Genomic DNA, 15,078 nt, shown 5'->3' on the forward strand with positions numbered 1-15,078 from the left:
CGACGCTTCACGTTTGAAGTGCTTGTCTTGACAGCAAGAATCAGGACTGCCGATAAAACGTTTTTACGTCAGGTCGATTCGTCTGCCTACTCCTACACCTGATAGGTTTGCAGGCGGCTGCTGGCTGTTAGAGTTGGCCTGGACCCTCTGCCCTGAAGGCGCCTGTCGTGGCGCGGTATGAAGGGTCTCGATGACCCGGCGCATGGATTGCACAATCATCAACATCGGTGCGCTGTCTCGTTCCCCATCAGCGAGGTACGCCCCATGACTACGTCCACGTCAGTAAGCTCCAACGCACTCAACTTTATGAGTTGCCTGAAAAGCGGTGTTGACCCGCGAACCGGGCTGTACAGTATTTCGATCAATATGCCCGAAGTGCAAAGCAATGAGTTGCGTGGCCCTGGCGTCGGACTGGGCCTTGCCTACAGCCAGCTCAATACGCTGGATAGCGGCTATGGCCTGGGCTGGAGCCTGCAGTTGTCCAACTACGATCTGAACAATCACATACTGTCGCTGAGCACGGGCGAAACCTTCTGCATTGACGGCACGGGCAGTGCCGACACCCTAATGCGAACCCGCAGCACCCGCAGCACTCGCCATACCAAACGTACGCGGCATACCAAACGTACCCGCAAAAGCCGCTATACCAAGAGCACCCGTTACTCCAAACGCACGCGCTACACCCGTTACATCGACAGCATCGCCACCGCCGGCGATATCTCGCTCACGATGTCGGAAAAGAAGCTGGACACGTTTCACTTCTATAAACAGAGCGAGACCTCTTTCCGCATCGTCCACAAATCCGGGCTGGTGGAAATCCTCCAGGCGTACAGCAGCGGCACACGACGTGTAGCCTGGCCGGTGCAGATCTTCGCGCCCTCAGGCCACAGCATCAAACTCAAGCACACGCCGTTCAACAGCTCGCGATTCATGCTCGAATCCATCAGCGATGATGAGGGTCAGACACTGCTGTCGATCGAACGCAGCACCACCTCGGTCGAAGTGGCGCTCCTGCCAATGACCGAAAGCAGTCTGTCGGCCAAGTTCATCCTGTCGCTGACGAACAGCGACAAGCGTGTCAGTCGCATCACGTTGCCCACTGAAAACAACGCCTCATGGCAGTTCGAATACGGTTTTGAAAACGCTGACTATTTGTGCATCAAACGCGTACGGACCCCGACGGGCGCCATTGAAGACATTTACTACGATGACTCGGGTCATGAGTTTCCAGCCAGCGCCAGGCGTAGTGCGATACCGAGAGTGACCCGACACATGACTACGCCGGGCTTCTCTCAACCAACGATCGACGTGCGCTACACCTACAAGGATCGCCAGCAGCGCTCACGCAACTTTTTGGGCGCTGGTTTGAACATCAACTGGGAAGATAACGGGCTGGACAACCTGTTCAAGCACCTGGATGACTATGACTATGTCTGCACCGAAAGCCTGTGGGTTGCCCAAACGGCTGTGCGCAGCATCGAACGAACGTTCAATCGCTTTCATTTGCAGACGCTGGAAGTCACCACTCAGAACAACAACAGCAAGACTGTGGAGACGACTTACTACATTGAGCCGCGCGTACCGTACGACAGGCAAGTCAACTACTGCCTGTTGCCCAAAGACGTCACGACGACCTGGACAGAACTGAACTCGTCCCGCAGTCGCAGTGAAACCTCCAGCAAAACCTATGACATATACGGCAACCTGCTGGTCCATATCCGTGCTGACGGTATCCGGGAGACCAGCACCTGGTACCCCGCAGAAGGCGACGACGGCTGCCCTGCGAGCCCGGAGGGTTTTGTTGACAAACTGAAAGACAAGACCACCACACCCGCGGTTTCGCAGCAGGACACAGCCCAGACCGTGTGCGCGCGCTATCGCTACACGGCGTTGCCGGCGCTCACGAAACAGAGTGGGGATGATTTACAGATGCCTGACTGGATCGTGCCTGAAAGCGAGACACTGGTGCAGATGGCCGCCGACGGTGTCGACAGCGAGCAGGTGCTGCAGCAGATTCAATTCAAGTATTTCAATCAACCGAGCGACCGCGTTCAGCACGGGCAAGTCCAATCGCGCACCCAGACGTTGGGCGGACAATCCATCGTCACTGCGTATACCTACCGCAAGCTCATCAGCCCGGAACTGAACGTACCGGTGCAAGAGGTCATCGAACACGTGAGCTCCGGGTTTGACGATGTCAGCAAGACCGTTCTGCGCCAGCTGTCTACATTGACTTCCCACGAGCTGCTGTTGCGTGAAGAGGGGGTCGAGACTCGCAGGGTCTATGACACACTCAACCGGCTTACCCTTGAAATAGCAGCGCCGGGCACCCCCTTCGAAGCCCGTCGTCAGTACCAGTACCTGCTGTGTGCCAATGAAGGAGAGCAGGCTGAACAGGTGCTGACCAACGCCCGCGGCGTATTGACCCGTACGCGGCTGGATGGGCTGGGACGCGCGGTCTATGAGGAGCAGAGTCACCTGAAAAGCAGCGACATGTTCGCCATGCAACAAATCTTCGCTGCAACGTACAGCACATGGAACAACCTTGAACAAGAGATCACCTATGACTGGATGGGCGATGACCTGCCGCCGCTTGCCCTGAAGCGCAGCTTTGCTTACGACGACTGGAACCAGCGCTACTGCATCACCGGTGAAGACGGTGTGCAGAGTTACCTGATCGTCGACCCCATCGGCAACGAAGAACACAACAATCCTGTTCAGCGCAGCTGGATTGAAAGCGGCGAAACCACTCCCGTCGTCGGCGGCCGCAGTGAAACCTGGCTGAACGTGTTCAACAAGCCCGATCGGATCATCAGCCTGGACGCGGCCGACAAGACGCTGGGCACGCGCAGCTTTCTATACGACGGGCTGGGCCGCTGCACGCAGCAGACCGACGAGCTTCAGCACATTACGCAATTCAGTTACGACGCCTGGTCACGGATGATCACGACCACGCTGCCTGACAGCAGCGTGGTACGCCGTGACTATGCGCTCCACAGCAACGCGGAACTGCCGGTCTCCCTGGAAGTGGCGCACCCCGACGGCAACACAAAAACCCTGGCAGGTACGCAAGCGTTCGACGGGCTGGAGAGAATGACCGAAACACGCGTCGGGCCGCGCGCAGAGCAGTACACCTACGATGGGGGCAAGAAGCAGGCCAGCACGCTGACGATGCCCAATGGAGAGACCATTACGTACAGCTACAACCTGGCGCTTACAGACCAGATTGTAGCCAGCGTCAGCACCGCTGCTGACGAAAATACCGAGTTCGATTATGACGTTGTCAGCGCTCGCCTGACACGTGCCAAAAACGCTCAGGGCACGCGAGCTTATGATTACGACGTGCTCAATCGGTTGCGTGAAGAAACCTGGACAGATCATCAGGGCAAGGCCTGGAAAACGTCTCATCAGGTATCGCTGCAGGGTCGCCAGCTTAAACGCACCGAGCACCCGCAGAACAATCAGCCAACGCTGGATACGGTGTTTGAGTATGACGCAAAAGGCCGGGTTGAACGGATTCAGCAGGGCAACCTCCAGGCGTCCTTCGAATACAACGGCCTGAGCCAGATACACCGTGTGACCGCGCAAGACCGTGCAGCAAATACTGCCCTGACCACGTCGCTCGAATACGACAGCCAGGGACGGGAAGTTCTGCGAACCCAGTCCATGAATCAGCAGCCCCAACGTACCCTTGAACAGGTATGGCAAGCGGACGGACTGCTGGAAAGCCGGCACTTGAAACAAGCCGATACCACCCTGCTGCTAGAACAGTTCACGTACGACACCCGTGGTCGCCTGACGCAACACAAGTGTTCAGGCAGCACGCTGCCGCGCGACGCCTTGGGACGGCAAATCGCCAGTCAGTTATTCACCTTCGACGCGCTGGACAACATCACGCTTGCCATCACCCGCTTTCACGACGATTCAAGCGAACGCGCAATTTTCCGCTACGCCAGCGACAACCCATGTCAACTGTCGAGTATCATCTACAACCCGCCCAGAGCCACCCCCGCTCCAACGTTTACCTACGATGCGAACGGCAACATGCTCATTGATGAACGTGGGCAACAACTGGACTACGACAGTCAGAACCGCCTGCTGAGTGTCACACCCACCGCAGGTCAGCCACTCAGTGCGTATCGTTATGATAGCCACAATAATCTGGTCGCATCCCGTTATGGCGACGACGAGACGCTGCGTTTCTATGAGGGAAATCAGCTGAGTTCGAGTGTCAGAAATGGAGCATACACTCGATACCTGTATGTCGGTGATGAGCCGCTGGGTCAGCAAACCGAGGGTAATGACGATGAATGTGTACTGCTGCTGACCGACGCCAGCAGAAGCGTAGCCGGCGAGTTTCAGCGCGACAAACTTCGAACAGCAGTCTACAACGCCTATGGCGAACAACACGCTGATGAGCCGCTGCTGTGCACGCTTGGATTCAACGGCGAAGCGCGCGAGTCAGACAGCGGCTGGTATCTGCTGGGCAGAGGGTATCGAGCCTACAACCCATGCTTGATGCGCTTCCATTCCCCTGACTTTCTCAGCCCCTTCGGCTCCGGTGGAGTCAACCCCTACGCCTACTGCCTGGGCAATCCGATTGCCCTGCGCGATCCCACGGGCCACGACGCCAGCAGCCAGAGCGGCCGGTTGCGGCGGCCGGATGAGGATCAGTTCCCGGTCGAACCGGGAGGCTCCGGCTGGGAACCATGGCTGATGCTCGGGGTAAGCGTGTTCTTCACGGTGTTAGGCGTCTACTCTACCGTGGCAACGTATGGTGCTTCCGTCCCGATCACCGGCCCAATGACCCTCGCGGGTATTACGATGTCAGCGTCTACAGCAACAACACTCGCAACCGTTGCCACCACCGCGATGGTTGTAGGCGCAAGTGTAAGCGTCGTTGCGACGGGCGCTCAAGCCTACGGCGTTATTGCGAACGACCAGACCGCTCAGCAGATTTCATTCTACGCCGGCCTCGCAGCCCTGCCTCTGGACTTTGGCGCTGGATCGTTTTTAAGGTCGATTCAGTCTGCTGCCAAGGCGTCGGCGTCTGCGAGCACAAGAGCGAGCGTTGCGTCACTGGCATCGGGGTTATCCGATGTGGGTGACGACCCGTTCATAACCGTAAACCGGACCGTCGGAGCATCCACAACACTACCCAGAGTCGCATTGACTCCCTCATCAATATCGGCCAGAAGCTCCGCGCCACTCAACCGTGCCGCCTTGGCAGCCAGGCGTGCCAGTGCCAGCGCCAGCGAGGTGCCCCCTACGCCAGCCCTGCAGAGCGCCCCCAACGCCAGTGCGCCTGTGACCCAAAGCGCTTCCGGACCTAGCGGTTTCAACAGCACGAACGCACGGCTGACCGGCGTTATACTAAGACCGTCAAAAATCAAGAAAGGCGGCTGGGAAGTACGCGCTTGGATAAAATCGTAGAGCAGTGAACAGGTTGACTTGCGCCGACAGGAAAAGTGTTTTTTCGGCGCAAGCACCTCATGGCGTGCCTTTGTAAAAGTGCAGGTATGCAATACAACGCCTGGCTGAGCAACTGACGCTTGAGACAGGCCGATTCATGTAACAGCTCATGTCCAAAGACATTTCAACACGCATCCATAAAGCAGTATCAATTCTTCACTGCCAGCCATTTGCACACCCTTAGTTTAAATAGGACTTTTCCTACAGACCGCGTCGCCAAAAAACTCGGACTAACCCTATGTTAGAGACGAAACCTACATTTAAACTTCGGCCCGTCATGACAACAGCGCATACCCTTCAAACGACGAAATAAAGATTCATCTATATATTTCGCAATTCATAAATTTTGTAACCAAAACTTATTAAGGTCTTACTTTGAAAACAACTCTACCTGCATTCGCACTGGCCCTGGCTGCCGCGCTGACAGGCACCTCCGCCTTCGCCAACACCGGCACCATCAATTTCGAAGGACAAATCACCAGCAGCACCTGCCCCATCGAAGTGGTTAACCCCGGGGACGGCTCCGTCGGCAACCTGGTAAAAATGGGCAGCATCGAAGCGAGCCGCTTTACCCAGGTCGGTCAGGAGTACAGCGGCAAGCGGTTTGCCTTGCGCTTGAACGATACCGGCACCTGCGGCCTTACCGGCACCAATGACGTGGCCACTGTCACCTTCAACGGGGCGGCCGACGCGTCTGGAGATTACTTCGCTGTAACGCCAACGGCAGATGGCGCCACGGGCGTTTCGATCGTCATCAAGGACCATACAGGTGCATCCATCGAGCCGGGCGGCTCATCTGCACCTTATCCGCTGATCGAGAACGGCATCACCGATATGGCATTCGCCGCTTATTACCGCTCGACGGCAGCCTCAGTCACTGCAGGCGTTGCATCGGCAGACGTGCAGTTTGTCGTCGCCGTCAACTGACACGTCCATTCCCCCGCTTTAAGTGCAATGGTCCACGCGCCACTCACTGTAAGCGTCTACATGCACCCGGCCCTTTGCCAAGGGCCGGGTGCACAAGGTAAGACCCTCATGATCAGCGCAACCCGCCAACCCTTCTCTATCAGGCATGCACTGGGTACCGGAATGGCCCTACTCATGCTCGCCACCGCTGTACCCACTGCACAGGCCGCATTGACCGTCAATATGACCCGCATAGTGTTCAACAGCGACAAACGCAATGCCTCAGTCATCATATCCAACCCCAGCGACCGAACGTTCGCGGTCCAGACCTGGGTCAACACGGTGGTAGACGACACCACCAGCCTGGTGCCTTTCGCGTCCTCGCCACCGTTGTTTCGCCTCAATCCCGGCAAGGAACAACAGGTACAGATCAACGGCTTGCCCAATGATTTGCCGGATGATCGGGAATCGTTGTTCTTTTTCAATGTTCAGGAAATTCCCCAGGCAGACAGCACGCAAAGCAACGTGCTGAACATTGCGCTGCGTACCCGCCTGAAACTGTTCTATCGTCCCGCCGGGCTGAAAGACAACCCCATGTCACGCCTCAAGGACCTGCAATGGACGGTGAGGCAAGTTGCCGGCAAGGCGCAACTTGTAGCAACAAATCCTGGACCCTTTCATGTCTCTTTCATTCGCCTTGAGGTCATGGGCAATGGCAAGACTGAAAAACTCCAACAAGCCGCGATGCTGGGTCCGTTCACCTCTCAGACCTATGACCTGAGCGACATGAAAGCCACAACGGATCTGCAGGTTGTGTTTTCCGCCATCAACGATTACGGCGGCTACAGCACCGCGTTGACCGCCCGGGCCACGCTGGCACCTTAAAAAAGCCTCGACCGGATCCTTTCTCAGGACATTGAACATGCCCCTATTACCCGAACCCGGGCTCATACCTGTGCGCCTGCGTTTCATGCATTTATTGATCGTTTGCAGCAGCGGTGCCCTGATTCTGAAAAGCAACCCGGCCATGGCCACACCACCCACCGCCTTTCAATCCGGCTTTCTGCGCCAGGGATCTGCCTTTTCGGACGATGCCGCGGCCAAAGCGCTGGATATGCTGTCCAGTGCCGAAGACCTTGCTCCAGGCGATCACTGGGTCGAGATCCAGATCAATATGCGTTACTTCGGCCAACGAAATATCCGTTTTGACTTCGACCCGCAACACAAACGTCTACTGCCCTGCCTGTCCAGAGAACTGCTGGAACAAATGGGCCTGCGCACCGAGAGCCTCGCCGACGGATCCGGGCTGCAGAAACGCTGCGTTGATCTGATGCAGACAGTGCCTGGCTCTCAGATCGAGTTTGATGGCAGCAAACTGCATCTGGCGATTTCGATTCCGCAAATCGCCATGCGCCGTGATGCAATAGGTCGTATAGATCCAGCGCTTTGGGATTACGGCATCAACGCGGCCTTCCTCAGCTACCAGGCCTCGGCCCAACAAAGCACCGGTCGTGCGGCGGGCAGACGTAACAGTGCAGACCTGTACCTCAACACCGGTATCAACCTGGGAGCGTGGCGGCTGCGCAGCAACCAGAGCATTCGTCACGACGAAGAAGGCCGCCGCGAGTGGACCAGAGCCTATGCCTATGCACAACGCGATATCCCCGGCACTCATGCGAACCTCACCGTAGGCGAAACCTATACCAGCGGGGATGTTTTCCGCAGTCTGCCGATCAAGGGTGCGCTGATCAGGACCGATCAGGAAATGCTCCCCGACACCTTGCAAGGCTACGCTCCTGTGGTGCGTGGCGTCGCGCAGAGCCGTGCCAAACTCGAAGTGTTGCAGAACGGCTACCCGATCTATTCCACGTACGTCAGCGCAGGCCCCTATGAGATCGATGACCTGACCACTGCGGGCAATGGCGAACTCGAAATCGTGCTGACCGAGGCCGATGGTCAGGTCCGACGCTTCACCCAGGCCTACGCCACCATCAACAATCTGTTGCGTGAAGGCGTCTGGAAATACAGCGCCGCACTGGGCCGTTACAACGGGCTCGATACTGCCGAACAACCCTGGTTGTGGCAGGGCACGCTGGCCTTGGGCACTGCATGGAACTCAACGCTTTACACAGGCCTGATGGCGAGCGATTTCTACCGGGCTACAGCGCTGGGTGTGTCCAGGGACATGGGCTCTCTGGGCGCGGTGGCCTTCGACCTGACGCACTCGAGCGCAGATATCGACAAGCCCGGGCAACGGAGCGTGCAGGGCCTGAGTCATGCCATCAAGTACGGCAAGGCATTCGCGACCAACACCAACCTGCGTTTCGCCGGTTATCGCTACTCCACCGAAGGCTACCGGGATTTCGATGAAGCCGTGCGCCAGCGCAGCGACGACAGTATGTTCAAAGGCAGTCGCCGAAGCCGTCTGGAAGCCTCCATTCATCAGCGGGTCGGTACGCGCAGCAGCGTCAGCCTGACGCTGTCACAGCAGGATTACTGGAACAGCAACCGCGAGCAGCGGCAGTTTCAATTCAACGTCAATACTCAGCATGCAGGCATTACCTACAACCTCTACGCCTCACAATCACTGAGCGATGGCCGCAGCCGCGACAACAGTCGGCAGGTCGGACTCAGCGTGTCCATGCCCCTTGACCTGGGGCATTCAAGCAATGTCACGTTCGACGTGCAGAACAGCGGCAACCGCCAAAGCCAGCGTGCCAGCCTGAGCGGCAGCCTGGACGACAACCGGCTGAGTTATCGCACCAGCCTGAGCAACGATAACGGCCAGCAACAAAGCGCGGGGGTTGCGATCGGTTACCAGACGGCATTCGGCGGTATCGGCGCAGGACTGACGCAAGGCACCGATTACCGAAGCGCGTCGGTCACTGCCAATGGGGCCGTACTGCTGCATGGCGACGGTATTGAGCTGGGTCCGAACCTTGGCGATACCATCGCGCTGGTGCAAGTACCCGAGACATCAGACGTCGGCATCATGAATGCGACGGGCGTCAAGACAGACCGCCGCGGTTATGCACTGGTGCCTTATCTGCGTCCTTATCGGTACAACCAGATCGCCCTGCAGACCAACGACCTGGGTCCGGAAGTGGAGATAGATAACGGCAGCACTCAAGTACTTCCCGCCCGAGGCGCAGTGGTCAAAGCCACCTTTGCAGCGCGCAAGGTCACACGACTGATCATCCATGCACGTACCCGCGACGGTCAGCCACTGCCCTTCGGTGCCCAGGTCAGCGACGCGCAGGGCAACCTGATGGGGATCAGCGGTCAGGGCGGACAGATCGTGCTCTCGACCGACATGCAACCGCAAATCCTAGACATACGCTGGGGCCAGGAGATCGAGCCTCAGTGCCGTCTGCACATCGACCCTGCAGTCATGCCTCTGAACAAGGGGTATCGAGTGCAGTCGCTGGTGTGCAGCCAATGAAAGCAGGTGCGGCGCACGCGCGCCGCCCACTCAGAGAAAACCGCATGAAAAACGTAACAAATGTCCTGGCTTCAGGCCTTATGGCCCTCGCCGCCAGCCAGAGCGCGACCGCCCTGGCAGCGATGAAGGCGCCTACCCCGCCCAATGACTGCTTCTGGATTTCCAGCCCTGGCATCAAGGAGTTTCGTCGCGATATCGGCACGCTGTACGTCGCCAGGGACGCCCGGATCGGCAGCGTTATCGGCACCGCCGACGTGAACGCACGCAGTACGGATCTGGCCGGGCTTGAAGCCGCCTGTTCCAATGACGGAACCGCTCTGCTGGAGTTTAACGCGGTCGCGACCGCGCCCATCTTTCCGGGCATCGTGGACCCGATCAATGGCGAAGACGTGACCGGCAAGATCATACAGACCAATATTCCAGGCGTCGGAATCAGGGTCAAACTGGGCTATCCGTACATGGCCCCAGCGGTATGTGCCAATTGCTTCGTACCGGTGGACGGCAACCCTACCGTGCCCTACCTCGGGATCAACGATCACCAGAAAATGCTCACCTCGCTTCCGATAACGTATTTGAATAACCGCGTTACGTTGATCAAGACCGGGCCTATTCCCAGCGGCCCCCAAGTGCTGAATGGCAGCGAGCTGTGGTCCGGGAGTGTGACGACGCTTGGCAGGATCATGCGGTACGGGGTGGTTGGCACCGTGATTCAAGCCCAGTGCAGCGTCGGCGCAAATCCGGTCAGTGCCGATCCAGTAAAGCTGGGTGACTGGGATACAACAGACTTTACCGGGCAAGGCTTCACCACTCCCCCGGTGCCCTTCAGTATTTCACTGAGCCACTGCGAAACGGACACCAGTGCAGGGTTTGTGGCCACGGCCCATATCCAGCTCGACGGGGTCAACGGTTCGACGCCGGTAGGACCGCCACAAAGTGGAGTGTTCAGCCTGACCAGCGATTCGGATGCCCAGGGACTGGGCATCCAGATTCTCAAGGCCGACGCTGTAACCCCCATGGAACTGCAGACCGAAGTCCCCCTGGCAGCTATCACGCCAGGCAACACCGTGTTGAACTTCAACGCCCGGTTCTACCAGACGGGGCCCAGCAGTGCCATCCGGCCGGGGCGGGCAAAGGGAGCCCTCAGCTTCACGATGACCTACAAATAGCACCGTTACGCAGACAAACTGTCTGCGCAAACGGGGTCATGATCAGCTTTCCAGCCTCGGTCGCAAAGAAGGAAACCGTTGCCAACTGGCCATCTCATCAAAGCTGACATACACCCTGACCTCAATCTCCGCCCCGATCCTAAAGCGCTGCAGATTGACCTTGGTAATGTGGCCGACATCAATAGTCGCATCCACTTTCGGCACCTTGTACGCCTCCAATACCGGGACTTTCACCTCTTTACCGGCGTCGTCCGCGCCTAGAACTTCGATGTCGATGAACTGGTCAGTCGCCATGAGGAACCACTTATCGATTGTGAAACTGGCCTTGCCTCCGCTGGCAATGCTCCCAAGCTTTAGCAACCCGCCCGAGACCTTGTCACATTGCACGGTAGGAAATCCGGTGACTTTCAAAACAGTTAGCGTGTGGCTGGTTGAACTGTGAGGGGTATCAACTCCGATTTCGAATACGTCGTAGTACACAGGTATCGACTTGCCGAAATGCTGGGCGATGTATGTGTTCGGAACCTTGAACTCTTTCGCCTCCGTTATTTTTTCACTGCGGTAGGCACCCACGCTATCAGGCTCACCCCATTGTACGCAGAGCATCTCGCCCGGTTTAATGACAGCGTCAGCGGGCACCTGCACCGTGACGCCATCCATGGCATTCTTCGGGTTGAGCGTACTGGAGCTTGAAGAACCCTCGGCTTCCTTCACTGTCGGCGGCGGCAGCACACGAGGAGCAGGTTGAGCCGCCACCAGCAGTTCCACAGGCTGAGAATACTGGCTCGGGTTACCGGCTCGATCAAAGACGGTGTAAAAGGCATAACGCTTGCCGTCCCTGCGCTCCAGGATCATAGCTTCGTCAAAAACCAGATCCATGGACTTGCCCGCACTTTCCCGCTGCAGGGTCATCGTCGACACCACATCGCTGTCGAAGAAGTTGATGGGGTCTTCACTCCAGTACCACTTCACCACGTCCCCTGCCTTGCCACCGTTGTAAGCGGGCATTACGCCGATGAGCTTGTGGTCGTGTTCGGACAGATACCGATCCGTCACATTGACAGTATCGAACTGGAGTTGGCCACGATTGGCGCCCAGTGAAGGAGAGACCATGTCCACAGTAACCTCTTGATCCAAAGATGTATTAGTGTTGCCGTCTGAATTACTCACGGTGTAACGCAACGTGTGCACGCCATGAATCAGTTTGCTTACGGGCACCTCGAAAATCAGATCTCGCACAGGAATGGAAGGAATATCGCTGCTCCATGTTTTAGTGTAGGTCTGCACGTTATCCCAGAATACCTCCAGATAAATCTCCTGGCCTGGAGTCGGCGTGTGCTCCCAGGGGGGCACTTCCACGCTCAGCGGCGAGCTCAACCGGTCAGCAGGCAGCAGACCGGTTTCATCCCAGCGATCATCGTCATCCATCAATACGTTGACCAGCGGTGGTTCAAGGACTTTCTTGGTAGTGGAATCATTCATTTTCCTGGTCTCTCGGCTTGGTTTCATCACGTGACGAAACCGAAATCAGTTGCTGGATGTCCTGATTTACACCACGGATGCTCTGCCTTGAAACTGGCAAATCTGCTAGGGCCTGCCAATGAAAAAGGGGAAGACCGCCTGGCCTTCCCCTTAGAAACGACTGATGTTTCTGCTCAAATCACCAGTTGTACCTGAGCCCTACGTTGGCACCCCAGGGTTGTTCGATCCTGCTGCCGTTGCTGTATTCGAAGTCTACATGCGCCTCCAGCCGATCGGAAAAGGCAACCGCGACACCAGTACCCACTTCACCACGAGCGCCAGACACGTTGTTGTCGAAGCGGTTGTCATTGATCTTCACTTCGTTGTGCTTGACGAACTCATGCGCCAGCGCGACCCGCACGTAAGGCTGCACCGTCCGGCCCTGACCCAAGTCGAAATTGCGTCCGCTCGTGACACCGACCTTGCCCAGCAGCGAGCGTGTAGGATCACCCTCGGCACGCATACCGTTGTCCAGCGTGTAATCCTTCCCTTCGATGTACGCCCCGATCAGTTGGGCATAAGGCTCGACGTAATAGCTGTTATCCAGCTTGATATGACGCCCGAACTCGACCGACGCACCCACACCTGAATTGCTGTAGTCACCCTTGGTGCGCGTGCCATCACTGAGATTGACCCGGGCCTTGTTCTGAAAGCGGTTGAGCTTGACCACGCCGTCCAGGTAGTAGCCGCTCTCGCTGTCCAGCCAGGTGCTGTAGGCACCCAAGTAATAGCTGTCGACCTTGCCGTTGGCCCCCCGATCCAGACTCAGATCGGACGTGCTCTGCCCCGCCATTACGCCTGCCAGCCACTGCCCGCTTGCAGCCGGTATGTTTCCGTCTGCGCCGAGGGCGGTACCCTGCTGCACCTGTTTGTAGCCGAAGCCGGAGGCATTGGCCACGTTGAATTTATTGCCGTAAGTCCGCATCCAGACACCCGAGCGACCACCATTGACGCGCAACTCACCCATGCGCGTACGCAGGCTGCTCAACTCGCCGTACCAGACGGTGGGCGCGGCGTTGAACAGGGCCAGGATTGTCTGCGGCGCAGGGCCGATGGTGCGGGTGGTAGCATCCAGATACCAGTCGTTCTCATCTTTCTTGATCAGATCATAGGACCAGGTGCCCAGGTCCACTCGCCCGCCCACCAGCGAGAAGCTCGCGTCACCGGCTTCAGCGTGCACCACATGCAGGCTGGTGTCGGTGGTCGGGTCGCTGCCGGTGCTGCCGATCAACAACTGATGGCTGCCTGTCGCACTGCCAGTGATGTCGATGTAATCGGTTTGCACTGCGCCGAAGTCCACGTCCATCTTGAAGGTGCCATTGCCAGACAGGTTGGCGACCGACAAGGTGTAAAACGCGGCTGGATCTCCAAGCTGGACGAAGCCGCCGTTCATCGTGAGGTTCTCGACACTGGCGTGGTCGACCATCGTCCATTGAGAGCCGTCGTTGATGGCCACACTGCGTGTGTTCTCAAGCCGACCTATCAGCAGAGAGCCGTTGTCCAGTTGCACGCTGGCCGTACCGCCGGACTCGGCAACCACATCGCCGGTGAGGCTGCTCTGACTCAGATTAAGAGTGGCTGTGCTGCTCGCGTCAACCTGCACATTACCGGTCAGATAGCTGGCATTGACATTAAGGGTGGCGTCAGCCCCGCCAGCGCTTTCCAGGATATTGCCGTTGCCGCCGGTCAGGGTGGAGCCGTTATTCACATTGATCACAGCGATGGGCAACGAGCTGGTCGGGCTCGATGGCGCGACGCGTATGGCGGCCCCTTTCTCCCCCGTCACATTACTGTCGTCGAGGGTCAATGAGGCTTCCTGGTAAACCTGCTCCCCGACGATCAGTACACCATTGACGGTACCGGTTAAACTGCTACCGCCGCTGGCCTTGGCCACCCCGGCAACGAGTCGCAGACCCAGGCCGTTGGCACCGTTCCCCACCAGATGCGAGTTCTGCAGATCAAGCTGGCTGAAGTGCGTCACCAAGGCACCGCTGGTGATGCCGGTGCTGGTGCTGTCAGTGAGGGACACCGACGACCCGAAGGTATCTTGTGGGCGCCTGACGACCGACAGACCGCTGCCCGTGTTGTTGACCAGTGTACTGCCGACGATCGTTCCCTGACTTTCATTGAACGTCAGGCCTTTTCTGACCGTTGAACCTGCCATGGTCAGCGACGCACCGAGCGACAGATCCGCAAACTCGATTGCAGAACCTGCGGCCATCGTCAGGGTGGACGCCCGTACGTCTACCGAACCGTGCTGGGTGCCGCCTTGCACGTTCAACGTTCCCCCATCGGTCACGATGTAGTCTTTGGCAGCGGAGAACTCATTGATGTTCAGGACACCTTTCACCGGGACAGCGGCACCCAGTGCGGTATGGCTGAACAGGACGGCAGGCAGAAGTGATGTCAAACTGATTGCGAGCGATAAAGGGCGAAGCATAAACGGATCGAAAATCGACATGGATAAACATCCTTGGGCCAGGGGCGGACCAGAAATGTGTCACGCACTTCCAGTCGTGCCCGTCATAAGTGAGCGGCCGCGCAGACTACAGACTTGCACCCCACACTTAT

General features: G+C 57.7%; 7 protein-coding genes. 5 read left to right on the forward strand and 2 right to left on the reverse strand.

Annotation, left to right across the window (positions count from 1 at the left end; all coding sequences use genetic code 11):
• Positions 1-264: 264 nt before the first annotated feature.
• The 5 genes from H8S56_RS04290 (at position 265) to H8S56_RS04310 (ending at position 10,986) form a co-directional block, all read left to right on the forward strand.
• Positions 265-5,433, forward strand: a complete 5,169-nt coding sequence (locus H8S56_RS04290) for an RHS repeat domain-containing protein (RefSeq protein ID WP_187517951.1) — start codon at positions 265-267, stop codon at positions 5,431-5,433.
• Between the two features lie 414 nt (positions 5,434-5,847).
• Positions 5,848-6,399 (forward strand): fimbrial protein, encoded by a 552-nt coding sequence (locus H8S56_RS04295; RefSeq protein ID WP_187517952.1) that lies wholly within the window; start codon positions 5,848-5,850, stop codon positions 6,397-6,399.
• A gap of 108 nt (positions 6,400-6,507) precedes the next feature.
• Positions 6,508-7,263 (forward strand): fimbrial biogenesis chaperone, encoded by a 756-nt coding sequence (locus H8S56_RS04300; protein ID WP_235986733.1) that lies wholly within the window; start codon positions 6,508-6,510, stop codon positions 7,261-7,263.
• Positions 7,264-7,300: 37 nt separating this feature from the next.
• Positions 7,301-9,820, forward strand: a complete 2,520-nt coding sequence (locus tag H8S56_RS04305; RefSeq protein WP_187517954.1) for a fimbria/pilus outer membrane usher protein — start codon at positions 7,301-7,303, stop codon at positions 9,818-9,820.
• A gap of 80 nt (positions 9,821-9,900) precedes the next feature.
• Positions 9,901-10,986: a fimbrial protein gene (locus tag H8S56_RS04310; RefSeq protein ID WP_408003773.1), complete on the forward strand. Its 1,086-nt coding sequence runs from the start codon at positions 9,901-9,903 to the stop codon at positions 10,984-10,986.
• Between the two features lie 42 nt (positions 10,987-11,028).
• Here the strand turns inward: H8S56_RS04310 and H8S56_RS04315 are convergent, their stop codons facing one another.
• Both H8S56_RS04315 and H8S56_RS04320 read right to left on the reverse strand, forming a co-directional pair.
• Positions 11,029-12,468 (reverse strand): hypothetical protein, encoded by a 1,440-nt coding sequence (locus tag H8S56_RS04315; protein WP_187517956.1) that lies wholly within the window; start codon positions 12,466-12,468, stop codon positions 11,029-11,031.
• Positions 12,469-12,646: 178 nt separating this feature from the next.
• Entirely contained in the window at positions 12,647-14,968 is a 2,322-nt protein-coding gene (locus tag H8S56_RS04320; RefSeq protein ID WP_187517957.1) for an autotransporter outer membrane beta-barrel domain-containing protein, read from the reverse strand.
• Between the last annotated feature and the right edge of the window lie 110 nt (positions 14,969-15,078).

It is taken from the genome of Pseudomonas triticifolii (genome assembly GCF_014358015.1).
Lineage (GTDB): Bacteria > Pseudomonadota > Gammaproteobacteria > Pseudomonadales > Pseudomonadaceae > Aquipseudomonas > Aquipseudomonas triticifolii.

What these genes read in the sequence shown, in the direction of transcription:
- H8S56_RS04290 (WP_187517951.1), top strand. Translation starts at nt 265, where the DNA reads ATGACTACGTCCACGTCAGTAAGCTCCAACGCACTCAACTTTATGAGT.
- H8S56_RS04300 (WP_235986733.1), top strand. Translation starts at nt 6,508, where the DNA reads ATGATCAGCGCAACCCGCCAACCCTTCTCTATCAGGCATGCACTGGGT.
- H8S56_RS04305 (WP_187517954.1), top strand. Translation starts at nt 7,301, where the DNA reads ATGCCCCTATTACCCGAACCCGGGCTCATACCTGTGCGCCTGCGTTTC.
- H8S56_RS04310 (WP_408003773.1), top strand. Translation starts at nt 9,901, where the DNA reads ATGGCCCTCGCCGCCAGCCAGAGCGCGACCGCCCTGGCAGCGATGAAG.
- H8S56_RS04315 (WP_187517956.1), bottom strand. Translation starts at nt 12,468, where the DNA reads ATGAATGATTCCACTACCAAGAAAGTCCTTGAACCACCGCTGGTCAAC.
- H8S56_RS04320 (WP_187517957.1), bottom strand. Translation starts at nt 14,968, where the DNA reads ATGTCGATTTTCGATCCGTTTATGCTTCGCCCTTTATCGCTCGCAATC.